Origin of the sequence: Methylococcus capsulatus str. Texas = ATCC 19069, from assembly GCF_000424685.1 — a bacterium.
Classification (GTDB): Bacteria; Pseudomonadota; Gammaproteobacteria; order Methylococcales; family Methylococcaceae; genus Methylococcus; species Methylococcus capsulatus.
Map to the genome: position 1 here is coordinate 15418 of NZ_AUKJ01000020.1, position 25062 is coordinate 40479.

Sequence of the window (25062 nt, forward strand, 5' to 3'; positions counted from 1 at the left end):
AATCGCTGCCGCATCGGTGCGGATTCAAGTTCCTCGAGCTCAGTGCAACCACACGGCGGTCGCGAACAGGAATACGGAGAAACCCGCGACGATCACGCCGTTGACCACCCGTCCCCAGTGGATGACCCGGGCGGTCGGTGCCGGTTTCGGCCGCATCCTCACCACCGCCTGCCATTGGGGCTCCGGATGGATCTGGATGCCGCGTTTGACCCGCTTGGGCGTCTTGTTCCGGGGCGCCGTGGTCCACTCGATGGCATTCCAGTCACAGGCATCGACGCAGTCGTGGCAGGACATGCAGGAGAACTGATCGACCACCGCGACCTTGTCCACCATCTTGATGGCCCCGCACATGCATTTCTTCGCGCATTCGGTGCAGCCGGTGCAGCGCTGCTTGTCGACCCGGATGTGATGGGTGAACCGGAACTTCGCGCCCAGCCGGTTCACCAGTCCGTCGATGGCGCCGATCGGGCAGAGGAACTGGCAGTAGGCGCGCCCCTTGCTGGCGAAGAAGCCGAGCAGGAACAGCAGGGACAGGTTGACCAGTCCTACGGTGGAGAAGATGAAGGCCAGACCGACGAAGCCACCGCTCAGCGCCTCGACGAAACGAGGTACGGTAATGAAGTTGCACAAAGTACAGGCGCTGACGCCCAGTAGCGGCAGCAGCCCCATGTAGACCGCGAGATAACCGTAGCGGATCTGGACCTGGGGCAGCCCGCGGTATTCGATCTTCCAGCGGTCGCCCAGCATCCGGCTGACCAGCTCCGAGAACCCGCCGACCGGACAGATGAAGGAACACCAGATGCGTCCGAAGAAGAAGGTGAAGGTGATGATGACGAAGAAGGCCACCACCCCGATCAGGGCCACCGAGACATGCATGAACAGGTCGTCCCAGCTCATGCCGGGAAAATACAGATAGAAGCGGCGCATGCACAGCTTTCCGCACAGGTCGGTGTTGCCGGCCAGGCCGGGCAGCACCGCCAGCGGCCCCAGGAACATCGCGCAGGATACGGCGATCCAGAAGTAGCGGTAGCGCTGGATCTTCGGCACCGATCGGATTTTTTCGGTCAGTTTCGCGGTCAGGGCATTCATGGTCTTGCTCCTCGCGGATGGGTTGGTGTCATTCGTCGAACTGATGGCAGGCCAGGCACAGCTCGCCGTTCTTGGCCGGCAGCCTCAGCAATACTTCCTTGTCGATCCGCCGGTACCCCAGCTCGAATCGTCGTCCGCTTTGTTCGCTCAAAGTCTCCAGCCTCGCCTTCTTGTCTTCCCGCACCACCGCATCCCAGGGGTGCTCGCGGTAGCTGACACCGGTTTCCAGATCGGCGTCGTCCACCCGGCCGGCGGCGGGATTGAGCGCATCGATGACGCCCGGCTGATGCGGGGCGTGGCAGGTCGGGCACATGACCTTGCCCTCCCGGCTGAGGGGCAGAATGATCCCGTAGCGCTCCTTCGAGTCCTTCATGTGGAGCTTCATCCGGGCGTCGGGCTTCGATTCCTGATGTTCCAGCGCATTGAAGTGCGGCGTCTTCAAATGGCAGCCGTAGCAAAGATTTTCCGGCGGCAGCCGCAGCTTGTAGTCCGGCGCGCGCAGCGGCCGGTCCCGCTCCCGGTGAACCTCCTCGTGACAATAGGTGCAGTGTTCCTCCTGGAGCTTGCCGCTCTTGTCCAGCATGATGTGGACGTTGGGACGCTTGAACCTGTTTTCCTCGTGGCATTGGTAACAGAAGGCATCCAGCTCGTCGTAAGGCCCGCCCCGCAGGAAATCCGGCAGGCTGCGGTCGATGAGGCGGTACGGCACCCTGTCGATGTCCTCGACGCCATGACAGGTCGGACAGCGCAGCTCGCGGTCCTCGCGCAGCGGCAGGCGTTTCGGCGTCTTCATCTCCTCGGGCAACACGACGCCAGTGACGTGGTGCAGGGGGGGCAGCTTCTTCGTGGTCGCATAGCTGTCCTCGGCGCCCGCAGCCGCGATGCCGGTGCCGAGCAGCCACGCCATCATTCCCGCCAACCACCTGCCCGGTCCCGGCCACGCGCTCCGGCCTTCCCTCACAATCCCCCCTTCACCGGCTCCCCGTGGGTGTGGCACTGGCTACAGTCGGAGGTGACGTCGTGCACGCCGGACAGACCGTTGCCCGCGTCGTAGGCGCCTTCCTCGACCGAAGGGTCCTCCATCCGGTGGCACAACACGCAGAATTCGGCGTAGTTGCCGTCGTGGACCCGGGCCTTGTAGGGCTTGGGCAGCGTCTTCAGCAGCCGGTTCGAGCCCTTGCGGGTGTCGTCCAGGATAAGCTTGGGGTTGCGGGTTCCATGCATGACGTGGCAGTCGGTGCAGGCGACCTCGTCCGCGTAGTGGAACTTCTTGCCGCGCAATCCGGGGTACGGCCCCGTACCGCCGTTGACCCAGCCGTGGCGGTCGATCTGGGTGTAGTCGTCCTCGATGGCCACCAGCGGATCGTTGAGCCCGTAGCTCGGCCTCGACTTGATACGGACGCCGGCCGGCTGATGGTTGCGGTTGTGACAGCGCAGGCAGAAGTCGCTATCGCTGGTATACGGCGCGAAGCTGCCGGCAGCGTCGCGGATCGCCGTCAGATCCACGTCGCGCTCGAACCGGCCGTCCATGTCCGGCTTGACGTGGCAGGTCAGGCAGTCGCCGTCGCCGAGTGGCCGGTCCTTCTCGACCGAGAAATCGTGCTTGTGGGCACCGCTCTGCCGGGGCGAGGTGGCCAGGTCGGCGGTGTTGTGGCAGATGATGCAGCGCCGCGGTGCGTTGGTCCCGTTGGTGCCATGGCAGCCGGTGCAGGTGGCCGTGCCTTTGTAGAGCACCCAGTTGCGGATGTTGGGGGCCTTCTTGTGGATGTTCTGCAGAAAATGGCAGCTGACGCAGTTGGTCCGGCCCCAGGCGGTACCGTCGCCGCCGTGTTTCGGCGTCAGCAGCAGATTGCCGGTCACGGTCGACACCGTGTAGGCCGCCGCCATCGAGGGACAGACCGCCGCAAGCCAGACCAGGCACAGCCAGACCGTCAGACCATGGGTGTTCGTCTTCATTGGAAACGCGTCCTCGCATGGCAGGTCTCGCAATAGATCTGGTTGTGGCAGCGCCCACAGTCCAACGTGTCGACCCGCACCCCGAGGCCATGCAGGGTGCGGTATCCCAGCGGGTGGTAGCCGGTGCCCATGGTGTCCCTGCGGAAATGGCAGTTGGTGCAGAAAGCCAGATCGAGATGGCACTCCTTGCAAGCGGCTTCGTCCCGGCGCGCGGCCTCGCCGTGGTGGTCGACATAGCCGAAACGGTGGTCTTCCGGCCAGATCTTGGTCTTGTCGTCGTGGCACAGGTTGCAGCGCCAGGGGCCGCGCTGCTCGGTCACGTGGCAATCGTGGCAGACCGCCTTGAGCGGCTCGTTGGCGATAGTGGTGAGCGGCTTGAGCTTGCTCTCGTCGGTCATTGCGTTGGGGGCGAAGGAATGGCACAGCATGCAGCTGTCACCCTCCTCGTCCATCACCTCCATGTGGGCATTGTGCGGATAGCGAATGTCCGTGCGTTGCTCCCGCTTCTCCCACCATTTGGGGTCCTTCACCGCGTCGGGCAGGTCGCCGGCGCCGACCATGGGGGCGAGGACCACGGCCCAGAGCAGAACCAGTATCAGCCTCGCCATCACATCCCCTTCGGTTTGAAGTTGTCGAAGTAATAGATCACCTGGACCGCCCCCAGGTATTCGTCGAGGATGCGGGTATACCAGACGTAACTCCCCGCGACGTTGAGCACCAGATTGTTGCGGAGCATGTAGAAAGCCTCGATTTCCGCACCCACCGCCCGGTTGAACCCGTACAGGATCTTGTCCTCGAACCGCAGCGCGGTGTTCACCCGCATCTGCAGCCTGGAATTCACGGTGTGCGTGCTGCTGACGTAAAAGCTGCTGGCACTCTCGGGTCCCAGGGACATGTAGTCGAACTCGCCGATCAGGCCGAAATTGGGATTGAACACGTAGTTCGCCCCCAGCTCGCCGCCATAGCCGTCGTATCCTTTCCGGCTGGAGGCGAGACCGCCGACGTAGTAGTTGAAACCCTTCACCGGCTCGTGCTGGATACGGGTCCGCGCCAGGGTCTGCTCGCCCAGCGCGTAGGCGCTGTAGAATTTTTCCCGGAAGGTCAGGATGGGATCGCGCGGCTGGAAGTATTCGCAGGAACCGCGGACGCGCACGTCGTTGGTCAGATCGAGCTGGCCGTTGAGGCGGATGTTCTCGAATGCATCCCGGTCGGCCCGGTAGGTCCCCAGCACCCCCAGTTCGTAGTCGCTGTTCCGCCAAAGCCCCAGCCTGCCCGCGCCGGTGGTGGCGAAATAGAGGCGCTGCAGGGAGCTGCCCCAGGGCTTGGAACCGCCGTAGGCCGAATAACTGCCGGCGACCGCGCCTTGCAAGCCGGTATCGCCGATCAGCATCCCCGGGTTCACGGTGCCGCTCCCGTTACCCCCGTCCCCAGTGTACGGAGAATAGCCGAACGCGCGCTGGGACAGGTCGCGCCAGAAATACTGGTAGCCGCCGCGCACGTCGATCCGGCCGAGGGAAGGCCCATCGCTCCCCCAACCCCAATCCGGGGTCCATTGCGCGCGCCCCTCCAGCCCGCCGACGAACTTCCCCTCGACGCTGATCACGTGGTCGTATCGGCTGGGATGGCCGGCATAGGCGTCAAAGCTCCAGCCATTGTCATCGGCGGCATAGGCGACGGCCCCGCCATCGACCAGGTACAGACCCAGGTTGTCGGTGCGCTGGAAGCGCCCCAGCTTGACGCGGGTGTTCAGGGAATCGAAACCCTTCTCGACGAAAGCCTGGTACAGCCCCGCCACGCCGCCTCCATCGGGCTGATAACCGGTGCGCGTCACGAACTCCATGGCGCCGTGCAGATCCTCCCGGGAATCGTCATAAAACCCCTGCCCCCACAGCTCGCCGAAAACATGGGCGTTCTGCAAGGTATAGCGATTGTCCACCTGGAGCTTGCTGCGCACCGAACCATGCCAGTTGTCACAACGGCCGGGAAACGGGACCAGTCCACCCACGGCCAGCCAGACCAACGGCAGGGCCCGCAGGACACGGGCGGACCGCTGCCCCCTCCCCCCACCGAGACCGCCTCGCCTCGCTATCATCAGGACTTGCTTCCCGCCTTGCCCGCGAACGCCAGGTAAGCGACGGGACGCTTCAGGCGCAACAGGACATAGCCCGCCGCACCGCCGGAAGCGGCTTTGAAGGCTACGATCCTGTGGCGCGCCAGCGTGCGCCAAGTCTTCCCGTCCTCGGAATACACCACCTTGACACCCTTGATCCGGGTCGCGGCGCCCCAATACGGCAGTTTGATCCAACCTTCGCCGCCGCCGAAATTCTTCACTCCGCTGCCGCCACTCCGAGTCAGACTCAGGCCGTAGACGTCCGGGGCCAGCGTGCCCGTGCCCAGCCTGCCGACCTTGCGGCGCTCGGCAGCCGTGGACTCCCTGCTGCTCAGCTCCACCCGGACGCCTTCCAGCAGCAACTGGTTCAGCGGGGAACCGGGAATGAACAGCGCCGCCCCCTGGACGGAGGGGTGGCCGACCCTGGCGGAAAAGGTCAGCGACAGTCCGCTGTCCCATCCTGCGGTGAGCTTGCCGGTGGCATCCTGATCCAGCGCAGCCAATGCCGCGGCTTCGGAGGCCGGCAGTTTTCTCAACGGCCCGCCGACGGCGCGGCCGGTCGCAGCCTTGAGGATCGACATGTCCGGCGCCTTGTCGGTGGCCTCGAGCACCTCCGCGACGGTTTCGGTTATCCTGCCGTCGGCCTGCACCTTGTGGTAGCCCGACGCCAGCTCCACCACGCCTTCGTCGACCAGGCGCGCGTCCGGGATCCTCGCCACCTCGATGACGCGATTGGCGCCCATCAGGCCGTTGGCCGCCACCGCACCGTTGATCGAACCGTCCGCCCGGCGGGTATGGCACTCTTCGCAGGCGACCGCCTGCTCCGCCGGCCGGGTCTGGTGGGTGAAGATGTATTCATTGCTCTCGGCGTAGACGAAGCGCACGTCGGCGCTGGCGTAGCCTTTGCCCTTGAGCAGGTTGTCATAAGCCTGCTTGAGCGCCTTGAAGTCGTTGTATGTCGCGGGCAGATCGAACTGGCCGGCGGTGACGGTGACCGACCCGGTTTCCTGGCCACTGGCCGGATCGACGATGGCCGCCTGGCCGCCGTTCTTCAAACGGAACACCGACTGCCTCTCATAGCGGTACAGCACCCGGCCGCTGCTGCGGTCCTGGACGAAGAACCGGGCGTTGGGCACATAGGGGATGACCCGCAGTGCTCCGTCCGCACGGGCCCGGTAGCGGTAATGCATGGGCAGGGTCTTGCCGTTGTACACCGCCTTGTGGTTGTGGCACGCCTGGCAGGCGAGATCGTCGAAATGCACCTGAACCACCCGGTTGTACGAGTTCGTGGCATAACCGCGCATGAAACCCGAGGACTTCCAGCGCTCGCGGTGGGCGTCCAGCAACGTGGGCTGACCCGACGGCAGGGCCGGCGCCTTGGCGGTGCTGTGGCAGTATTCGCAGTCGGCCGGACCGGGCTGGTAATCCAGGTCGTTGCGGATGTCCGCGTCGCCGTTGCCCTTGGGGAAGTCGTGGTCGGCGTCGAGATCGATGTTGGCGTAGGCCGGCTTGTAGTACTGCTTGGCATGGCAGGCGTTGCAGTTGTCGATGATCCGGGTCTCGCCGGTATCGTCGGTCCAGCTCTTGCCCTTGTGGACGTCGTCCTTGTAGTCGTCGACGGGCTTTCCGTCCTCGCCCAGGGTCTGAGCGGCCTCCTCGCCGAAGCCGTAGAAACCGCGCCGGCTGCTCTTCACCTTGGCATTGATGCGATTGATGCCGGCCCCCGCCAGATGGCAGAGCATGCAGTTGTCGTTGCCGGGAAAGCGGCGCATGGGGATGCGGACCTTGCCGCTGTCGTCGAAGGCGTCCCGGTTCCAGTGCAGGACGGGCTCGCCCGAGTCCCCCAGCACCAGGTCGTAATCCGGTTTGGCGGTTCCCGGCTTGACGGCCCGCTCCACGGTCAGCAACTGAGCCCCTCCGGACAAGTCGGGCCGGACGTTGAGAAACTCGAACATCGCCGAGTTCGCATAGCGGAAAAAGCCCTGGGCCACGAACTTGCCGTCCTGCAGCAGGCCCCAGTGATCCTGGGCGCCGGCCGTGCCGTCGCCGTTGCCGCCGAGTCCGCTGGCGGAAAATTTTTTCAGGAGCGAGAAATCGGCGTGGCAGGTCAGGCAGTCTGCCTCACGCACGCCGCTTTTCCTCCAGTCCCAAGGGACCACCTGGCCGTCGCCATTGCGGTCGTAGTAATCGCCGTCCCAGGCCGGGACCGAGCCGGCCGGCATCTGGTCGTAGCGCACACCGCCTCGGTCCGACTCCTCCCAGCCGCCGCCCAGGTGGCAGGTGCTGCAGGCCTTGACGTAGCCCGCCGCCCCGTAATCGCCGAATTCCGCCTCACTGGTATTCGCTTTTTTGGCGAGCGCGGCGGCGGCATTGCCCTGCATGCAGTTGAAACCGCCGAAATAGCCGGGGCCAACCAGCTGGGGGAGGCCGCGCCTGGCGCCGTAATCGTCGCGGGTTTCGTCACGTCCCTGCTCGAAGTGGTAGGCGTGGTTCATGCCGTCGTAGTCGTGGCAGCCGCCGCCATTGCCGTTGCCGCAGCTCATCCGGACGCTGTAGGGTCTGCCGCTCTCCAGGACATGCCGGCCGTCCTCGTCCACCAGCGGAATAGCCGGGTGCATGAGAGTCCGGTCGAAGGCATTGACCGCCCCCGCCGCAACCGCGCTCGGCAAAAAGCCAAACAGCGACAGACACCACGCGGCGGAACGCAGCCGCCGCCCGAGCGCCCCCTTCATGCCCGATCTCCCCGCTGTCGATGAATCCCCGCCACGACCGCCGCTAATCTCACCGTCTGCCCTCCTCGTAGAACGCGCCCCGTCCCCGCTGTCGGGACAATGCCCAGGCGACCAGGGAACCGACCACCACGATGCAGCTGCCGCAACTGCTGCAACGCCCCTGCTGGGGAACTGTACAGTTGGAAGCCACCGCCGCATGTCCCAGCCCCATGCCCGCTCCTGCGAGCCAGGGCAGGATCTTCTGCACCAGCGGATGCCCCGGCATTCCCGGTGCCCGCGGCAAGGCAGCCGCGTCTTCGGCGACCGGCGGACTCGAAGAGCAGCAGAGCTGACTCCGGTGAGACTTGGCGTGCATGTCACGAATCCTCCTGCGATCTTTCAAATTCCCGGGCCCGGCCTCACGGCTTAGCCCACCTTGTCGGCGAGGGTCAGATAGAGGGCGGAACGCCTGATCCGGACCACGACGTAACCGTCCACGTCGCCCCGTGGCCGGAATACCAGCAGGTTCTTCCCGCCGACCCTTTGCCAGACTTTGCCGTCATTGGAAACCAGCACGTTCACCCCGCCGCGCGCTTTCGCCTTGCCCCGGTAAGGCAGCCTGACCAGCGCGGTACCCTCGACGAGTCCCGGCAGTGTCCTGCCGCTGGCGTCCATGACGGCCAGTGAGTAAATGTCCGCGACCAGGTTGCCGAACCCCTGGCCGAAAATCCGGGTCCGGTCCTTGGCCTTCGCCGGCCGGCTCTCCACCCGGCCCTTGAGGACGTCGCCAAAGGCCAGGGTCCGGGTCCCCCGCGTCTGGATCAGGGCGAATCCGCGCAGCGAACTGTGCCCGACCTTCGAGCCGAACAGCAGCGCCTCGCCGGAAGGGAGATCCGCCGCCAGCTTCTGCCCCGCCGCCTCGTCCAGATCGGCGAAAGCCAGCGCCTCGGCACGGCTCAGGGTCTTGAACTCGTTCTCGACCGTCCGGGCCGTTTCCGACCTGAGAATCGACATGGACGGATCGAGACGGCTGGCATAAAGCACGTCGGCCACGTTCTCGACGATGCGCCCATCGTCCTGGACCTTGTAATACGGCATGCCGAGTTCGACGATACCGGCGTCCACCAGCCGTCGGTCCGGCAGCTTCGCGACTTCGGCCACGTTGGCCTCGCCCAAAAGCCCTTCTGCGGAAATCAACGCGCTGAAAGCCCCGCTCTGCTTGCGCGCATGGCAGTCCTCGCACTGCACCGCCTGCGGCGATGGCCGCGTTGCATGACTGAGCGCGTATTCATTGGATTCGATGTAGACGAAGCGGACGTTCGGCATGGCGTAGCCCTTCATCCCCAGCAAGGCGTCGTAGGCCTGTTTCAGCGCCTTGTAGTCGGCGAAAGTCGGGGGCTCGCCGAATTCATCCCCGTTCATCACCACCCGCCCCAGTTCCTTGCCGCTGGCGGGATCGAGAATCGCTCCATACTTTCCGCCGTCCGAACCCGTCCGCTCCTCGATCACGGAGAAGCGCTCGTAGCGGTTCAACACCCGCCCGCTGTTCCGATCCTGGACGAAATAGCGGTAGGCCGGCTTATAGGGGAAGATCTTCAGCCGTCCGCCGTAGCCGACCCGGTAGCGGTAACGCATGGGGAATTCCTTGCCGTTGTCGGCCAGCCTGGAAATATGGCAGGTCTGACAGGCGACGACGTTGAGGTGCGTCTGGGTGATCCGGTCCAGCGTGTTTTCCGGATAACCCCGCATGTCACCGTTGGCCTTCCAGATTTCGCGGTGAGCCTCCAGTACGTTCTTGTGGCCGGACGGCAAGGCCGGCTTCGCCGCCTGGTCATGACAATGCTCACAGGAGGCCGGCGGCGGCGCGTTGTCGAGATCGTTACGGACGTCGTTGTCGCCATTGCCCTTGGGGAAATTGTGGTCGGCATCCAAGTCGACGTTGGCCGCAGGCGACTTGTAGTACTGCCTGGCATGGCAGGCGTTGCAGTTGTCGATGACCCGCACCTGGCCGTTGTCCTCGGTCCAGACCGCGCCTTTGTGCACGTCGGTGCGGAAATCGGTGATCGTAGTCCCGTCGCCCGCCATCCTCACCCGGACTTCAGGCCCGAAGCCGTAGAAGCCGCGCCGCGAATTGCCGGTCTTGTGGCAATACATGCAATTGTCGCTGGCCGGAAACCGCAGCATGGGTACCTGGATCTTGCCGGACTCGTCGAATGCGTCCCGGTTCCAGTGCAGCTTGGGATTGCCCTGATCGTCCAGCACCAGCCGGTAATCCGGCGTCGCGGTACCCGTGGCAGGAGTGCGCTCCACCGCCAAGAGCGCCGCGCCGCCTTCCGTATCGGGCCGCACGTCGAGGAATTCCCAGATGGCCGATGCCGCATGGCGGAAAAAACCGCCCGCGATGAATTTTTCGTCGCGCAGACGGGCGAACTGCAGCGCCGCGGACTCGGAACCGCCCGTACCCAATCCACTGGGAGGGAATGTCTTCAGGCGGGAGAAGTCGGCGTGGCAAAGCATGCAGTCGGCCTCCCGCACCCCGCTCTTCCTCCAGTCCCATGCCACCACTTCGGAAGGTCCGGAACCGCCGTACTGCCCTGTCTTGCCGGGCTCCTGAAACTGACGGCTGAAATAGTCGCCGTCGAAAGCCTTGACCGTCTCGGCGGACTGCTCGTCATAGCGCCCCCCGTTACGGTCGAATTCGCCCCAGCCGCCGCCGGAATGGCAGGCGCCACAGTAGCGAACCAGGTCGGGCGCGCCGAAATCGCCGAATTCCGCCGCGCTGCCGTTGCTCTTCCTGGCCAGCCAGCCCGGCGCATTGCCGGACATGCAGTTGTAACCGCCGAAATAGCCGGGGCCGGTCAGTTGCGGCAACCCCAGTTTGTTACCGAAGCCATCGCGGGTTTCGTCGCGCCCCTGCTCGAAGTGGTAGCCGCGGGTGATCCTGGCATAGTCGTGGCAGCCGCTGCCCGACCCGTTGCCGCAGCTGGTCTTGGGGCTGTAAGGCAGGCCGCTGTCGAGCACATGGCGTCCGCTCTCGTCCAGAAGAGGGATGGCGGGATGGAGTACGGCCCGGTCGAAACCGTTGTCGGCAGGCGCCTCCCCGCCATACGACGGAAGAATTCCGGCGATGAAACAGACGGCCCACAGCCAGGGGCAGATCTGTAGCCGGTGAATCCACATTCGTCGTGCCTCGCTCATACGTCCAATGCCGTGGGCGCCCGTCCCGGCGCGCAGCCGCTTCTCATTCCACCGCTCAGGGATGCCGGCGACACCGTTTTCCCTGGAGTGCGAGGAGCTACAGCAAAATGCGAACCATTCCAAACAGTGTTTCAAAATCAGACACCACGATGCGTCGAACGAAATCCAGACCGCCAGACTTAAGCGATTTCACGCGCCGGTTAAGTGAAATCACTCAATGCGTTGAGAAAAGGACGCAGGCGCGGCTGTCGTCGCTCCCCTGCACACACAATGCAAATGATAGTTATTATCATTACTTAAGTAAACCGGATTCCATTGGCTTTCGATGGAAAAAACCGGCGTCGTTTCCGACGCCGGCTTGCGGGACTCCGGGGGCCAGCCCCGACGGGACGGACCGCCCGGATGTCTGTACAGCCGGGCTCAGTGGCCGTGGCCGCCACCTCCGCCGTCCCCGCCACCGTGGATCGGCGAGGGCGTCGGCGGCGGATAGGCCTGAGGCTGTCCCGTGGGAACGCCCGTGAAGCTCTTCTGCAGGCTGTGGCAGAGGTTGCAGCCGATCGGGGTGTTGGCGGCCACCTTGACCACCTTGCCCTTCTCGTTCACGAACTCGCGGGCCGTCAGAGTCTTCGACAGCCGCGTACCCTTGTGGTCACTGCCGTGGCAGGCCGCACACTGGTCTTCGCCGAACGGCCCCGGCTTCTTGGCAAAGTCGTTGTGCCAGCCGCCCTTGCGGGTGCCGCTGCCGTTGGGCGCAGAAGCGGCGGCCTCCTTCCACCAGTACGGATCGTTGACCGGATGCATGCCGTGCGGCCCGGCCAGGTAGGCGCGCCCACTGGTGGCATCCACCACCTTGCCATCGCGCACACCCTGCGCCACGCCCTTGTTGCTAGCGCCACCGTCGGTAGCCACCAGCCCTTCCTTGAAATCATCCTTCACATGGCAGACCGAACATTCGACGATATTGCCGTCGTAGCCCTGCAACTGCCGGGCGGTCACGTTGTCATTGGCGTCCGGGTCGGCGTTCGGCCAGATGGCATGGGAGCCGCCATGGCAGGTGGAACAGGCGATGGCGCCGCCCGATCCGGTGCCGTGCACGTCCTTGCTCTTGCGGAACAGCGCTACGGACACCTGCTTGTCCACATAGACGGTGTTGCCATTGGCGTCGGTCGATTTCTCCTTGCGCATCTCGACCACAGGCATGACCGCGAAGCGGGCATCATCCGGGAACACGCTGGCCTTGGCCGGATCATTCGCCTGCCAGGCGGTTTTCTTCACACCGGCGCTAAAGAAGCCCTGGTTCGGGTCCTTCCGGTTGCCATCGCCCACGTGACAGGAGCCGCAGTCCGGCTCGTCCAGCCAGGGCCGTCTGAAGTGGACGGAATCGCCGACATAGGCACCGGCACCGCTCAGGTTGGCATCGTAGCGGGGACTGGAATAGGCATTGCCGACCGCCAGCATGTCACCATGACAGTTATCGCACTTGAGGCCCGAGGCATAGTGGATGTCGCGGTAGGCTTTTTCGGTGTGGCCGGTGTGACACTTCGCGCAGTTCTCCTCCGCGGCCACGCCCTCACCGAACTGATACAGCAGCTCGCCCTTGGGGTGCATGGGGAACTGCTCCGGTGCCCAGTCGTTCTTGCCGGTGTCCCAGGCGTAGCTGGTCCCGGACCCGTCGGACTTGACCGGAACGCCGTTGTTGTCGTTGTGCTGCGAATCCCAGCCGCGGCCGCCGAACATCAGCGGATGGCCGCGCCGGTCGCGGATCAGCTCGCCCTTCTTGTGCTCCTGGCCATCGGCGCTTTCGGAAGCCGAGACATCCTGCGCATAGACCTGCATCTTGCCGTGGAAGGCGTGGAAAGCACGCGAATAGTCGGAGCGGTTGGAAGGATAGGAGCGGGCCGCGACACCGGTGTCGAACTTCAACTGGCTGGTGTGATGCGAGGAACAGAAATACATCGCCGCGCCCCGGCTGCCACTCAGCTTGTCCTCGACCAGATCGGCGATCTGCGAAGAGATGGTGCCGGTGGGGCTGTATTTGACCATATAGTCGTGCAGTACCAGTGTGTTGAACAACGCCGCTTTTTCCTGTGCGACCCAGTCGTCCGGGTCACCGTATTCCGATGCGTCCTTGAACTTCAAACGGATCTGCAGCTTGCCGTCCGCACCGACGCGCGACTCGGCCACCCGGTCGGTGCGCAGTCCGGAAGCATCCGCCGGCACTGCACCGGCCAACAAGTAGGGCGCCGGCTTGTTCGGCGGCAGGGGATCGTACGCATTGACGTTGAACACGTTGTGGATCGCCGGCGGCCAGATGCCGTTGTAGCCGGTGTTGCCGGCCGAAAAACTCCCGGCGCCGGTGGCCGGCCCCGGACTCCCGTCGGCGTTGACCAGCTCGGTCTCCTGCACCGGCGTGCGCCACACGGTATCGTCCGCGGCCACCTTGCCCTTGGCGTGACATTCGCGGCAGCGGGTTTCCGAGGCCGTGGAGAACACCGCATCGGTCTTGGCCACCAGGTTGCCGCCCTTGTCCCGGGCTTCGACCCGGAACAGCGGATAGGGATTGACCCGCCCTTTGTCGTCGACATCGCTCGCCGGAATGAACTGGGCAAGGAAAGTCTTGGAGGCACTGTCGTAGGCGGAAATCTGCTGCGGATCGTTGGCCCGGTAAGGATTCGCCGCGCCCGGCATCCTGCGGGCGCCCGCGCCTTCGTCGGCATTGCCGCGGATGCCCTCGTCCAGCTGCATCATCGGCTTGGCGGGTGTGTAGGTGCTCTGCTGCTCCGCCATGGACTTGCCGTTCTTGGGCTTGCCGGAAAGGTTCGAGTTGGGCTGGTCGATCTTGTCCCACATCTCGGTCTTGCGCAGCGTGGCCTCGGCGAAGTCACGGCCGCCGATCAGGACGGTCTGGCTGGCGGTGGTCTGGGCGGGATCCCAGTTGGCACCGGATTCCCCGGTCGAAAACCGGTTCTGGCTGGTCGAGTTGATGGAGTCGCCTCCCACCGGGTCCTTCGGATTGGAAGCCGCCGAGTAGAAGACGTCGAGCTCGCTGGGATCGATGAGTGCCGGCTTCTGCTTCACCTTCTTGAACACCTGGGCGTTGAGGGTGTTGTAAGGAATGAGCGGATTGAACGGCAGTGTGACCTGGCTACCGCCCTGCATACCGGTTTCCTCGAACGGCATGACCACATAAGAACCATCCGTCGCGTTCAAGGCCTCGGCTACGGTCGGCGCCGGCCGCTCGGAAACCTTGGGATAAGGATTGGCGTTCGGCGGCACCACCCGGACGACCACGTCGTCCGCACACCGGTTGCCAGTGGAATCGGCCACCTGCAGCATCACGCGGTACTGGCCGGCGTGATTGAACTGATGCGAGAAGCTCGGGCTCTGGTACGGGTCCGAACCGTCGCTCACGGTCCAAAGATAATTCAGCGTCACCTTCTTCTTCGCCTTGGCCCAGGCGGCGAATTCGACCGACTGGCCTTCGGCTATTTCCACATCGCTCGCCGGATTCTGGATGGAACAGGCCGCCGCCTTCTTGCACGAGGCGTCGGCGCCGCCCACCGGCACCAGCACCTTGCTGCCGTCGCCGGTCTCCAGGCGCAACCGGCAAGGCACCCCGCCGTTCTGCAGCGTGACCTTGAATTTCTGCTTGCCGTCGGTCTTGGCCGTGTAAAGGAGCATGTTGCTGTCGGCATCGTAAATCGATACCCATGAGCCCGGTGCAAGACCCGCTGTTTTACCTTTGACGCTCACCTTGCCCAGCCCGGCATCGAGCTTGGCCGAACCGGAGACGGAAGCGGCCTGCGCCCCTCCACCGGCGAGGGCGAGCACCAGCGCCGCGACGCCCGTCGCAACGCCCAGCGGCCCTCCGCGTTGCTGAAGATGTTTCGAGTTCATACCTACCCTCTAAAAAATGCGCTTTTCTTGTTCTCGATGTTCCCCGTCCCACAAAGGCGCATAGCCGAAAGCACGGCGTGCCATTGCGAGGACCCCAAAGCACGAGGCAAAACCCATACCCGGCTGTATTTCTGCAGTTCTACCGGGCGGGTCTTCCTTCCCCCCTCCTCGCGGCTGGAACTCGATGCCAGGCCATTCAATTGATTTCGATTCACTTTTTCATGAACTGGGAGGGAGGCCGATGTCCCGGGAAATCGAGAGGGTTGCGAACATCGGGAAACTCGACGGGAGTTGGGCTATTCATTCACCCCGGAACCCCGAGTGAAATCCCACGCCCCCATGAGGCAAATGGCGCAATCTCTCCGAGCGCGGGTGGACACCCTACCCAGGCGTCCGCAAGGTAAAACCTCGGGCAAAAAAAGCGGGGCACATCGTGCCCCGCTCATCGCCGCCCTCCCTGGCGCCGATTCTTTGAACTGCCGTCAATGTCCCGGCGAGCCGATGAAGCTGGTCTGGAGACTGTGGCAGGTATCGCAGCCGATCGGCGTGCCGGCGGCCACTTTCACGACCTTGGTCTTGAACCCGGCCTTCTTCAGCTTCTTGCCGTCGAAGCCCCGGAAGTCGAACACCCGGTCCACCGGCGTCTTCGACAGACGCGTGCCCTTGTGGTCGTTGCCGTGGCAGGCCGCGCACTGGTCTTCACCCTTCACCCCCGACAGCTTGGCGTAGTCGTTGTGCCAGCCGCCGTAGGCGGTGCCGTCGCTGTTGGCTCCGTCGCCCTGGGCGCCTTTCCACCAGTACGGGTCGTTGACCGGATGCATGTCGTGCGGCCCGCCCAGGATGCCGGCTTTGGCGTCGCCGCTGTACTGGCCGCCATCCAGATCCTCTTTCCTGGCGAACGAATCCGCCGTGTGGCAGACGTTGCACTCGAGGATGGTGCCGGTGTGGCCCTGGAGCTGCAGCGCGGTGACGTTGTCGTTGGCGCTCGGGTCTCGATTGGGCCAGATCGAATGCGCCGCTCCATGGCAGGCCGCGCAGGCGACGTTGCCGTGACGGTCCCGGCCTTCCCGGAACAGCGGGGCGTCGACTTTGGTGTCTACGATCTTGCTCAGAAATTCCTCGGTCTCTTCGACGACGTCCCAGTAGAAGTACGTCGGGAACGCAGCCTTGTAGTTTTCCACTGGAGCTGCCGAGAACCGCCGGGAGTTGGGGTCGCTCCGGTCGACGGCACGGGGCGTGGCGGAGAAATCCGCGTCGTCGAAGGCCCGCTTCATCACCCCGGCGCTGAAGAAGCCGCCGCTCTTGTCGGCGCCCTGATTGCCGTCGCCGATATGGCAGGAACCGCAATCGGGCTGGTCGAACCACGGCACGCGGTAGTCGTCCCGGTCGATCGAGCCGAGCTTGTCCCTGTTGGCCAGATAGTTCTTGGGGAAGGCCTCACCCACCGCCAGCATGTCGCCGTGGCAGTCGTAACAGGTGACGCCCGCCGTGTACATGCGGTCGCGGTATTGCTGCTCACGGTGGCCGGCATGACAGCGCAGGCAGTTCTGCTCCATGGGCAACTGCTTGCCGTTGTCGTCGAAGATGGGGAAGAGGCTGCCGGTCTTGGTGGAGTTGTTGGGGCCCTTGGTCTTCCAGTCCCAGCGCGCCATGACCCCTCTGGAATCCCGGACGATGTCGGATTTGTCGGCGTTGTATTGCAGTTCCCCATGCCAGCGGTGGATGGCGATGGAGTAATTGGGCGCATAGGCCGTATCGTTGACCTTGAAGCCCTCCTCGTCCCACCATTCGGTTCCAAACGGCGTGAAGGAGATGGCGGTGGCGTGGCAGCCATAGCAGGGCCGCGGCGTATCCTTGGTTACTAGACCGCCGCCGTTGAGATTACCGAGTCCACTCAGCGAGCCATTCAACATTTCGTCCAGAAAAGGAATCTTGTCGTAGAACTCATGGATACTCGAATAATTGAGCGCGGCGGCGTATTCCTGATCGTGGATATTGTTCGGGTCGCCCCCGAAATCGCTGACGTCGAAGAATCGCGGCTTGTCCAAAATCCGTTCAGGTGAGGAGGGGCGCAAGCCTTCGGCGTAGGCGCCCCAGGCGCTAGAGTGAAATGCTGCCCGGGTGTGCCCGGCGTTGGGATTGGCCGCGATCTTGCCTTTGGCATGGCATTCCCGGCAGTGGAAATCGCGACTGGCACTGACCACACCATCGGTCCTGGCCAGCACGCTTCCCCCCCCCTTGGCCACCGCCTCCACCCGTAACAGCGGATAGGGGTTGACCCGGCCCCGGTCATCGACGTCGGTGAAGGGCAACATGTTGGCGGCGAACCAGGATGCTGCCTTGTCCTTGCCGTCGGACTGGGTGGCCGCGACGAACTTGGAGAAGGGCTGGGGCGAATTGGTCTGGTAGGGGTTGTCCTTGCCCGGCATGAAGGCACCGTGACCGTTGTCGGTATTGGGATCGTCCGAGACGACGTTGCCCGCCCCATCTTTCTTGGCCTTGAAATAGCCTTCGTCGGCCACCGGAAAGCCCAGCGCGGCGGCACAGCCATAGGCACCCCAATAGCCGGTCATCATCCAGGAACAGGCGAAATAGTCCTCGGCCTTTTCCGAATCCGGGCGGCTGGGGATTTCCCAGACATCGGTTTTCTTGAGCAGCGCATCCTTGAAGGCTGCCGCCACCGGAAAATTGCGGCTGGTGGAGTTGATGGAGTCCGCCCCGGCTGGATCGGTGGGATTGGAGGCAGCGGAGTAGCGCAGTTCCACCTCGCTGCTGCTCAGGAACACCGGCAGCCGGTCCTTCCTGAAGGCATAGGCGCGGACGTTATTGACCGTGGGCGAGAACGAGCCGTAGCCGTTGCGGTCGTACTTCATATCGCTGAGGTTCTGGAAGGTCCACTCCTCAAAGGGGAGGACCACCACATCGCCCTTGGTGCCGGCCAACTCGCTCCCCAGTTTGGGGGCTTCCTGTTCGGTGACCTTGGGCGGGAGCCCGCTGGGCGGGTTCCCGACTAGCACCTCAATGGCGTCCTCGCAGCGCCGTCCCTTGGCGTCGGTGGCAATGAACCTCACCCGGTAATGGCTGTCGTTGCGCACGAACGCGACCGTGGTGGCCAGCGTATCCGGACGTTTGTAGGCGGGCGGATTGCTGCCGGCGATGAGTTCACCCATCGCGCCGCCGGCGAAATCCCATTCATACTTGAGCGGCTGCGCCCCGGGGTCCTTGGTGGACGCGGTGGCTTCGAAGGCGGTTTCGGCACCGGCCTGCACGGCCTTGCCCTCCGGGGGATTCACGATGCTGCAAGTGGGCGCACCGGCACAGGACTTCGGCGCCCCCTTGACCGCCTTGATGACCTCGGCGTCGCCGGACCGAACCCGCACCGCGCATGGCACGCCCGCCAGATCCGACCGGCTGAGCGTCAATGCGAAACCGTCGCCCTGGCCACTGCCCAGCCACCGGCCGTTGATGTCGTAGATGTCGATGGCGCCGCTGCCGCCCTTGGCTTTGCCGGCGACCGTCAGGGTGCCGGCCTTGTCCGACCAGACCGTTTTGGCGACCTTGATTTTGGCCGCTGCCGGGACGGCTTGCGGCGCCAGAGCCAGAACCAGCGGGAGCAGCGGGACTCCGAGGAGGAGACGCCGAGAACGACGCGTCTCAGTGGCAGGGCGAGGGGTATTCATGGTTCCTCCAGGATTCTTGATTGTTGTGCGCGGCGCCCGAGTGGGGGATGGACGGCCGAAATGATAATCAGCAATAACCAAGCCAGCCCAAAAAACGTCATCCCTACCATCGGGAAGGGTAGCCCCGATTCCCCCGATCGCGCGATTTCGCTGACCGTGTAAGTCATTACACGCACGAGATCGCCGGCGAGGCTGGAGCCTTCGGACGGCGGTACGGTACATGATGCAGCTCAGGGCAGATCACTCACGCCGGAAGCGGTTGCCTCCGTCCGCTCGATCTCGACCGGGCCGTCGCAGGTCGGCAGGACGAAAGCGGCGGCCCGATTTGTGCTTCATTCTTGGGCGTTCCAGCGAACGCTCGACTCCCGGCCCCACGGGACAAGGAACGGCGCCATCGGGCACCGTTCCATTTCTCCGGTAGCCGCTGGACTCGCCCTTGCCGTAACATATCGTGTCGATCCCAATCAGCCCTTCATCCGAGGCTTTCCTCAAGCACATGAATTTTCAAGAATTCTTCCATATGGGCGGCTATGCCGTTTATGTATGGACTTCCTATGGCTTGTGTTTCGCCGTGCTCGTCTTCAACCTGATCACTCCCCTGCGCCGCAAAAACGAAATGCTGAAAAGTCTTCGCCGCCAGTTGAAGCAGGAGTCCCGCCCATGATGACGCCGCGACAAAGACGCATGACGTGGGTCGCTCTGATGGTGGCGGGCGTGTCGCTCGCCGCTTTCTTCGCCCTCACGGCGTTCCAGAAAAATCTCCTGTATTTCTACACGCCCTCCCAGGTCGCTTCCGGCGAAGCCCCGAAGGGCTATCCGTTCCGCATCGGCGGACTGGTGGTCAAGGACAGCGTGAAGCGCGAGCCGGACAGCCTGACCGTGCGCTTCGAGGTGTCAGACGGGCCGAACGCCGTACCGGTGCTCTATACCGGCATTCTTCCCGACCTGTTCCGGGAAGGCCAGGGCATCATCGCCGTGGGCCAGATCGACGATGGCGGCACTTTCCAGGCGACCGAAGTGCTGGCCAAGCACGATGAGAATTACATGCCGCCCGAAGTCGCCGAATCCCTGAAGAAGAACGGTGGACTCCCCGCCGACTACTCGGAGTACCGGAAAAAATGATCGCCGAACTCGGCCACATCGCCCTGATCATGGCCCTCCTGATGGCCCTCCTGCAGGGCGCCTTCCCGCTGATGGGCGCCTCCCAGGGCGTGGACATCTGGATGAGCGTCGCCAAGCCGGCCGGCCGCGCGCAGTTCCTGTTTCTGCTGGTATCCTTCGGCGCCCTCACCGCCTGCTTCGTCAACAACGATTTTTCGGTGGAGTACGTCGCCCGCAACTCGAACTCGGCCCTGCCGCTCTACTATCGCATCGCCGCGGTATGGGGCTCACATGAGGGGTCGATGCTGCTGTGGGCCACGATCCTGGGTCTCTGGACAGCGGCGGTGACGGTGTTCAGCCGCAGCCTGTCGGAAGACTTTCTGGCCCGGGTGCTGGGCATCATGGGGCTGGTGAGCGTCGGCATCCTGCTGTTCATCCTGTTCACCTCGAACCCGTTCGAGCGGCTGACACCGGTGCCGCCCGACGGCAACGACCTGAATCCGCTGCTGCAGGATTTCGGCATGACGGTGCATCCGCCCATGCTGTACATGGGCTATGTGGGACTGAGCGTAGCCTTCGCCTTCGCCATCGCCGCCCTGCTGGGCGGCTCGCTGGACTCGGCATGGGCGCGCTGGTCACGGCCCTGGACCCTGGTGGCCTGGCTGTTCCTGACCGGCGGCATCACCCTCGGCTCATGGTGGGCCTATTACGAACTGGGCTGGGGCGGCTGGTGGTTCTGGGACCCGGTGGAAAACGCCTCCTTCATGCCCTGGCTGGTCGCCACCGCACTTATCCACTCGCTGGCCGTCACCGAGAAACGCGGCGCCTTCAAGGCCTGGACCGTGCTGCTGGCGATCTTCGCCTTTTCGCTGAGCCTGCTGGGCACCTTCCTGGTGCGTTCCGGCGTGCTGACCTCCGTGCATGCCTTCGCTTCCGACCCCACCCGCGGCCTGTTCATCCTGATCCTGCTGGCCATCGTGGTGGGCGGTTCGCTGCTGGTTTACACCGTGAAGGCGCCGGCCGTGCGCGATGTGGCGCGCTATAGCCTGGTGTCCAAGGAAAACCTGCTGCTGCTCAACAACATCCTGCTGGTGACCGCCTCCGGCAGTATCCTGCTCGGCACCCTTTATCCGCTGATCCTGGACGCGCTGAAGCTGGGCAAGATTTCGGTCGGCCCGCCGTATTTCGGCACGGTGTTCGCTCCGCTGATGGCGCCGATCTTCCTGCTCGCCGGTATCGGGCCGATGTTCGCCTGGCGGGAGAGCCCGATCGGCCGCATCCTGCACCGGGTCCGCTATCTGTTCCCGGCGAGCTTCGTGGCCGGCATCGCGCTCGCCGCCCTGGCCTGGGACGAGACCGACTTCAAGATGATGGCCGGGCTGGGCTGCGCGTTCTGGCTGGCGGCGAGCGCCTGCCTCAGCCTGTGGAGCCGGATCCGGCTGCGCGACGGGTGGCTCGAAGGACTGCGCGCCCAGTCGCCCAGCGTCTACGGGATGACCGCCGCGCATCTCGGCGTCGCGGTGTTCCTGGTGGGCGCCGTGCTGTCCGACCGCCTGAGTCAGGAAAAGCTGGTACGCATGGCGCCTGGCGACAGCGTGATGCTGGCCGGCTACACCTTCCACTTCCTCGGCACGGAGACCGTGCAGGGGCCGAACTTCTCGGCCCAGCAGGCCACTTTCCGGGTGGAGCGGGACGGCGAAAGCCTGGAACTTCGGCCCCAGAAGAGGAACTACAAGGTGCAGCGCAACATGATGACCGAAGCTGCGATAGACCCCGGTCTGTCCCGCGATCTCTATGTCGCCCTCGGCGAGCCACTGGACACGAACGCCTGGAGCGTGCGGCTCTACGTCAAACCGTTCATCCGCTGGATCTGGGCCGGCGGCCTGTTCATGATCGCCGGGGGCATCCTGTCCGTCAGCGACCGGCGCTACCGCCTGCCGCTGCCTGAAACCCGCGCAGTTGCCGGACGCGCCGCGTCCCGTGCAATTTGATGCCTATCGAACGCAACCCCACGGTGACATCACACATGCGTTTCGCCATTCCTCTCGTCATTTTCATTCTGCTGGTCGTGCTGTTGGGCGTGGGCCTGACCCTGGACCCGCGCGAAGTGCCCTCCCCCCTCATCGGCAAGCCGGCCCCGGCGTTCTCGCTGCCCGAGGTAGCCGCTGCCGACCGTACCCTGAGCCTGGAACAGCTCAAGGGGCAGGTGTTCCTGCTCAATGTGTGGGCGTCCTGGTGCGTGTCCTGCCGCCAGGAGCATCCGGTGCTGGTGGACTTCGCCAAGCGCGGCATCGTCCCGATCTATGGGCTCAACTACAAGGATACCCGGAATGATGCCCTCGCCTGGCTGAAGCGCTTCGGCGATCCGTACCGGGCCAGCGTTTTCGACGAGGACGGCAAGACGGGGATCGACTGGGGGGTCTACGGGGTGCCGGAAACCTTCCTGGTCGACAAGCACGGCGTGATCCGCTACAAGCAGACCGGACCGGTGACTCATGAAGACCTCGAAAACAAGATACTGCCACTGATCCGCGAATTGCAGGGCGCCGCATGAAACGACTGATTCTTTGCCTGTGCGGCATGCTGGCCATTTCCGCCGCGGAAGCCATGGAAATCCGCCAGTTCGACGATCCGGCCAAAGAGGAGCGCTACGAAACGCTCATCAAGGACTTGCGCTGCCTGGTCTGCCAGAACCAGTCGCTGGCCGAATCCGACGCCGAACTGGCCAAAGACCTGCGTACCGAGGTCTACAACATCATCCAGAGCGGCAAGTCGAGCGAAGAAGCGGTGCGGTTCCTGACCGAACGCTACGGTGACTTCGTGCTTTACCGCCCGCCGTTCAAGCGCATCACACTACTGCTCTGGCTCGGCCCCTTCCTGCTGCTGGCCGGCGGCGCCGTCTTCCTGTGGAAGCAGGCCAGGCGGCGCGCCGCGGCCGCGCAGCAGGACGCGACTCTCTCCGCGGAAGAACGCCGACGCCTCCAGCAGTTGAAAGACCGATTCCAGGGGTAAACCACATGACATCGTTTTGGGTGCTGGCAGCGACCCTGCTGCTGGCCGGCTACGGCTTTTTCCTTCCCACCCTGCTCGGGCAGAAATCTGCCGCTGGCGTGGACCGCGCGAGGCTCAACTGGCTGATCAACCGCCAGAAGCGGGAAGAACTCGCGGCCGAGACGGGCGACGACCAGGCGGCGGAGCGGCTCGGCGAGGAATTCGACCGCGACCTCCTGGCCGACCTCGCCGCTGCCGAAACCGGCCCCCGCCGGCAGCCGCCGGAGGCCGGGAAAACCGCCGTCATCGTCGTGCTGACGGCCTTGCCGCTGGCAATCCTGGCGCTGTATGGAGGGCTCGGCCGGATGGACCTGGTCGCCCGCCCGGCCACCGTCGCCGCCGCAGAGCCGGCCATGGCCGCCGGGGACTTGCAGGCGAGGATCGAGCAGCTCTCCAGACGGCTCCAGCAGCAGCCCAATGATCTGGACGGCTGGCTCTTGCTAGGCCGCTCGCTCCTGGCCGTCCAGCAGACGGACAAGGCCGTGCAGGCCTATGAATTCGCTCTGAAGCTGGCGCCCGGCAATCCCGACGTGGAGGCGCTCTACGCCCAGGCGCTGGGCGAAGCGAACCAGGGCAGCCTCGCGGGCAAGCCCACCGAAATCATCGAGGGCGTCCTACAACGCAATCCGGATCACATGCACAGCCTCTGGCTGGCCGGCCTCGCCGCCGTGGAACGGGAGGACAAACCCAAGGCCCTGGAGTACTGGAAGAAGCTCCGCTCGCTGCTGCCGCCGGACGGCGAGCAGACCCGGCAACTGGACGGCTACATCGCCGAGCTGGCGGGCACGGCACCGCCCCAGGCCAGAGCGGACACGGCTCCCGCAGCCGCCGGAGCGGGCAAGAGCATCCGGGTGAAAGTAACCCTCGATAACAAGCTGAAAGGCCAGGCAGGCCCTGACGATGTCGTCTTCGTCTTCGCCCGCGCGGCGGACGGCCCGCCCATGCCACTGGCCATCAGCCGCAAGAAGGTCAGCGACCTGCCGGCCGAAATCACCCTGAATGACGGCATGGCGATGGCCCCCGGCATGAAACTGTCGTCCTTCCCGCGTATCGTCATTGGCGCCCGTGTGTCCAAGACCGGAAACGCCATGCCCTCCCCCGGCGACCTGCAGGGGCTCACCTCTCCGGTGGAGGCGCAGGACGGCGGCACCTATTCGGTGGAAATTGGGCAGGTGGTGAACTGACGTCGGCTCCGCCGATAGGCTATATTGACGGCTACGGCAAAAGTCCGCTCATCCGCCGGCGCGTTTTCCGAGGCGCCATCGCATTTTTGGGAGAAAACAAAAACATGAACACGAAGCGCGGCCTCACCATCATCCTGGTCCTGACAGCCGCCCTGGCGAGCGGATGCGCCAGCATCCGGGCCCGTACCGATGTGTTGCCGCGGCAAGGCTGGACCGTCTACCCTGGTGCCCAGCAAGGAGTGAAGGACATCGATGCGGCCGTCGACGGCCGACTGCCCTATCCCGGCTGGATGCACGTACTGTTGCTCCCCGCTTTCGTGCTGGACCTGCCGGTCGGCGCCGTCTTCGACACCCTGGCCCTGCCCTACGATCTCTACCGCATGCATCACCCGGAAGACTTCGCCGGGAGAAAGCGCAAGTGATTCCCGCGACGGCATGGGATACACTCCGGCCATGCCGTCCCGCCTTTTCTCAACGGTGCTCCTCGTTCTTTCGGCCGCGCTGGCACTCGGCTCCGCCGCCTCGGCCTACGTGCGTCCACCGGAAATCCCCGAGGGGCATGCCGATACTTCTGGGCAGTTCCTGGTCGCGCATCCGAAGATGCCGGCGAACATCTTCGCGCACAGCGTCATCTATGTCGTCAGCCACAACGCGGACGGTGCGATGGGCCTCATCGTCAACCGCCTCGCCGGGGCGGGTCCACTGGGGAAACTGCTGGAAGCCTTCGGACTGGCTTCCAAAGCGCAGCGCGAAATCAAGCTGTATCTCGGTGGCCCGGTGGGAATCGGGCAAGGCTTCGTGCTGCATTCGGACGATTACGCCGGCGCCAGTACACGCGCGCTGAAAAAGGGGCTGTCCCTCTCGACCGGCCTGGATGTCCTGGAAGCCATCGCGCGCGGCCGCGGGCCCCGGCAGGTGCGCATGCTGTTCGGCTATGCCGGCTGGTCGCCGGGCCAGTTGGATGGCGAGATCGCCCGTGGCGACTGGCTACTCGCCCCCGCCGACACTTCCCTGATTTTCTCCGAAGAGCCGGACAAGGTCTGGGAAGAGGCGCTCAAGCATGCCGGCCTGCCCCTGTAACCCGC

Annotated in this window: 18 protein-coding genes; 8 read left to right on the forward strand and 10 right to left on the reverse strand. The window is 64.5% G+C overall.

Annotated features, from left to right (window positions below):
* Nucleotides 1-39 precede the first annotated feature (39 nt).
* The 10 genes from H156_RS0108785 to H156_RS0108830 form a co-directional block, all read right to left on the reverse strand.
* Nucleotides 40-1089, reverse strand: coding sequence for a 4Fe-4S binding protein (locus H156_RS0108785; protein WP_010959789.1), 1050 nt, complete (start codon nt 1087-1089; stop codon nt 40-42).
* Between the two features lie 28 nt (nt 1090-1117).
* Nucleotides 1118-1999 carry a hypothetical protein gene (locus H156_RS0108790; protein WP_017364378.1) on the reverse strand — a complete coding sequence of 294 codons (882 nt, stop codon included), beginning with the start codon at nt 1997-1999 and terminating at the stop codon, nt 1118-1120.
* A gap of 47 nt (nt 2000-2046) precedes the next feature.
* Nucleotides 2047-3045 carry a hypothetical protein gene (locus tag H156_RS0108795; protein ID WP_017364377.1) on the reverse strand — a complete coding sequence of 333 codons (999 nt, stop codon included), beginning with the start codon at nt 3043-3045 and terminating at the stop codon, nt 2047-2049.
* Nucleotides 3042-3653, reverse strand: coding sequence for a hypothetical protein (locus H156_RS16010; protein ID WP_017364376.1), 612 nt, complete (start codon nt 3651-3653; stop codon nt 3042-3044). The genes H156_RS0108795 and H156_RS16010 overlap by 4 nt, the downstream gene beginning before the upstream one ends.
* Nucleotides 3653-5137, reverse strand: a complete 1485-nt coding sequence (locus H156_RS0108805) for a hypothetical protein (RefSeq protein WP_238536797.1) — start codon at nt 5135-5137, stop codon at nt 3653-3655. The genes H156_RS16010 and H156_RS0108805 overlap by 1 nt, the downstream gene beginning before the upstream one ends.
* Nucleotides 5137-7887 carry a hypothetical protein gene (locus H156_RS0108810; RefSeq protein WP_017364374.1) on the reverse strand — a complete coding sequence of 917 codons (2751 nt, stop codon included), beginning with the start codon at nt 7885-7887 and terminating at the stop codon, nt 5137-5139. The genes H156_RS0108805 and H156_RS0108810 overlap by 1 nt, the downstream gene beginning before the upstream one ends.
* A gap of 49 nt (nt 7888-7936) precedes the next feature.
* Nucleotides 7937-8242 carry a hypothetical protein gene (locus tag H156_RS16015; protein ID WP_036246320.1) on the reverse strand — a complete coding sequence of 102 codons (306 nt, stop codon included), beginning with the start codon at nt 8240-8242 and terminating at the stop codon, nt 7937-7939.
* Between the two features lie 50 nt (nt 8243-8292).
* Nucleotides 8293-11064 carry a cytochrome C gene (locus H156_RS0108820; RefSeq protein ID WP_238536796.1) on the reverse strand — a complete coding sequence of 924 codons (2772 nt, stop codon included), beginning with the start codon at nt 11062-11064 and terminating at the stop codon, nt 8293-8295.
* A 420-nt stretch (nt 11065-11484) separates the two neighbouring features.
* Complete coding sequence (locus tag H156_RS0108825) at nt 11485-14961, reverse strand: PKD domain-containing protein (protein ID WP_017364371.1); 3477 nt, start codon at nt 14959-14961, stop codon at nt 11485-11487.
* Between the two features lie 482 nt (nt 14962-15443).
* Nucleotides 15444-18641 carry a hypothetical protein gene (locus H156_RS0108830; protein WP_026597605.1) on the reverse strand — a complete coding sequence of 1066 codons (3198 nt, stop codon included), beginning with the start codon at nt 18639-18641 and terminating at the stop codon, nt 15444-15446.
* 451 nt (nt 18642-19092) lie between these two features.
* Between H156_RS0108830 and ccmD the strand changes: the two genes are divergently transcribed.
* The 8 genes from ccmD to H156_RS0108870 all read left to right on the forward strand — a co-directional run bounded on the left by ccmD (nt 19093) and on the right by H156_RS0108870 (nt 25057).
* The gene (gene ccmD / locus H156_RS0108835; RefSeq protein WP_010959780.1) at nt 19093-19305 is read left to right on the forward strand and encodes a heme exporter protein CcmD; all 213 of its coding nucleotides are present in this window, start codon (nt 19093-19095) and stop codon (nt 19303-19305) included.
* Nucleotides 19302-19763, forward strand: a complete 462-nt coding sequence (gene ccmE / locus H156_RS0108840) for a cytochrome c maturation protein CcmE (protein WP_010959779.1) — start codon at nt 19302-19304, stop codon at nt 19761-19763. The genes ccmD and ccmE overlap by 4 nt, the downstream gene beginning before the upstream one ends.
* Nucleotides 19760-21733: a heme lyase CcmF/NrfE family subunit gene (locus H156_RS0108845; protein WP_017364589.1), complete on the forward strand. Its 1974-nt coding sequence runs from the start codon at nt 19760-19762 to the stop codon at nt 21731-21733. The genes ccmE and H156_RS0108845 overlap by 4 nt, the downstream gene beginning before the upstream one ends.
* Nucleotides 21730-22296 carry a DsbE family thiol:disulfide interchange protein gene (locus tag H156_RS0108850; RefSeq protein WP_017364588.1) on the forward strand — a complete coding sequence of 189 codons (567 nt, stop codon included), beginning with the start codon at nt 21730-21732 and terminating at the stop codon, nt 22294-22296. Before H156_RS0108845 ends, H156_RS0108850 begins: the two co-directional genes overlap by 4 nt.
* Entirely contained in the window at nt 22293-22754 is a 462-nt protein-coding gene (locus H156_RS0108855) for a cytochrome c-type biogenesis protein (protein ID WP_010959776.1), read from the forward strand. The genes H156_RS0108850 and H156_RS0108855 overlap by 4 nt, the downstream gene beginning before the upstream one ends.
* A 5-nt stretch (nt 22755-22759) precedes the next feature.
* Nucleotides 22760-23977, forward strand: coding sequence for a c-type cytochrome biogenesis protein CcmI (gene ccmI, locus H156_RS0108860; protein ID WP_017364587.1), 1218 nt, complete (start codon nt 22760-22762; stop codon nt 23975-23977).
* A gap of 104 nt (nt 23978-24081) precedes the next feature.
* On the forward strand, nt 24082-24399 hold the full coding sequence (locus tag H156_RS0108865; RefSeq protein WP_017364586.1) for a YceK/YidQ family lipoprotein: 318 nt from the start codon (nt 24082-24084) through the stop codon (nt 24397-24399).
* A 31-nt stretch (nt 24400-24430) separates the two neighbouring features.
* Entirely contained in the window at nt 24431-25057 is a 627-nt protein-coding gene (locus tag H156_RS0108870) for a YqgE/AlgH family protein (RefSeq protein ID WP_238536810.1), read from the forward strand.
* The last annotated feature ends 5 nt before the right edge of the window (nt 25058-25062 follow it).

Bases quoted from the DNA above. Each gene is read 5' to 3' on its own strand.
- H156_RS0108820 (WP_238536796.1), bottom strand. From the start codon at position 11,064: ATGAGCGAGGCACGACGAATGTGGATTCACCGGCTACAGATCTGCCCC.
- H156_RS0108805 (WP_238536797.1), bottom strand. From the start codon at position 5,137: ATGATAGCGAGGCGAGGCGGTCTCGGTGGGGGGAGGGGGCAGCGGTCC.
- H156_RS0108785 (WP_010959789.1), bottom strand. From the start codon at position 1,089: ATGAATGCCCTGACCGCGAAACTGACCGAAAAAATCCGATCGGTGCCG.
- H156_RS0108790 (WP_017364378.1), bottom strand. From the start codon at position 1,999: ATGATGGCGTGGCTGCTCGGCACCGGCATCGCGGCTGCGGGCGCCGAG.
- ccmI (WP_017364587.1), top strand. From the start codon at position 22,760: ATGACATCGTTTTGGGTGCTGGCAGCGACCCTGCTGCTGGCCGGCTAC.
- H156_RS0108865 (WP_017364586.1), top strand. From the start codon at position 24,082: ATGAACACGAAGCGCGGCCTCACCATCATCCTGGTCCTGACAGCCGCC.
- ccmE (WP_010959779.1), top strand. From the start codon at position 19,302: ATGATGACGCCGCGACAAAGACGCATGACGTGGGTCGCTCTGATGGTG.
- H156_RS16010 (WP_017364376.1), bottom strand. From the start codon at position 3,653: ATGGCGAGGCTGATACTGGTTCTGCTCTGGGCCGTGGTCCTCGCCCCC.
- H156_RS16015 (WP_036246320.1), bottom strand. From the start codon at position 8,242: ATGCACGCCAAGTCTCACCGGAGTCAGCTCTGCTGCTCTTCGAGTCCG.
- H156_RS0108795 (WP_017364377.1), bottom strand. From the start codon at position 3,045: ATGAAGACGAACACCCATGGTCTGACGGTCTGGCTGTGCCTGGTCTGG.
- H156_RS0108825 (WP_017364371.1), bottom strand. From the start codon at position 14,961: ATGAACTCGAAACATCTTCAGCAACGCGGAGGGCCGCTGGGCGTTGCG.
- H156_RS0108845 (WP_017364589.1), top strand. From the start codon at position 19,760: ATGATCGCCGAACTCGGCCACATCGCCCTGATCATGGCCCTCCTGATG.
- H156_RS0108855 (WP_010959776.1), top strand. From the start codon at position 22,293: ATGAAACGACTGATTCTTTGCCTGTGCGGCATGCTGGCCATTTCCGCC.
- H156_RS0108830 (WP_026597605.1), bottom strand. From the start codon at position 18,641: ATGAATACCCCTCGCCCTGCCACTGAGACGCGTCGTTCTCGGCGTCTC.
- H156_RS0108810 (WP_017364374.1), bottom strand. From the start codon at position 7,887: ATGAAGGGGGCGCTCGGGCGGCGGCTGCGTTCCGCCGCGTGGTGTCTG.
- H156_RS0108870 (WP_238536810.1), top strand. From the start codon at position 24,431: ATGCCGTCCCGCCTTTTCTCAACGGTGCTCCTCGTTCTTTCGGCCGCG.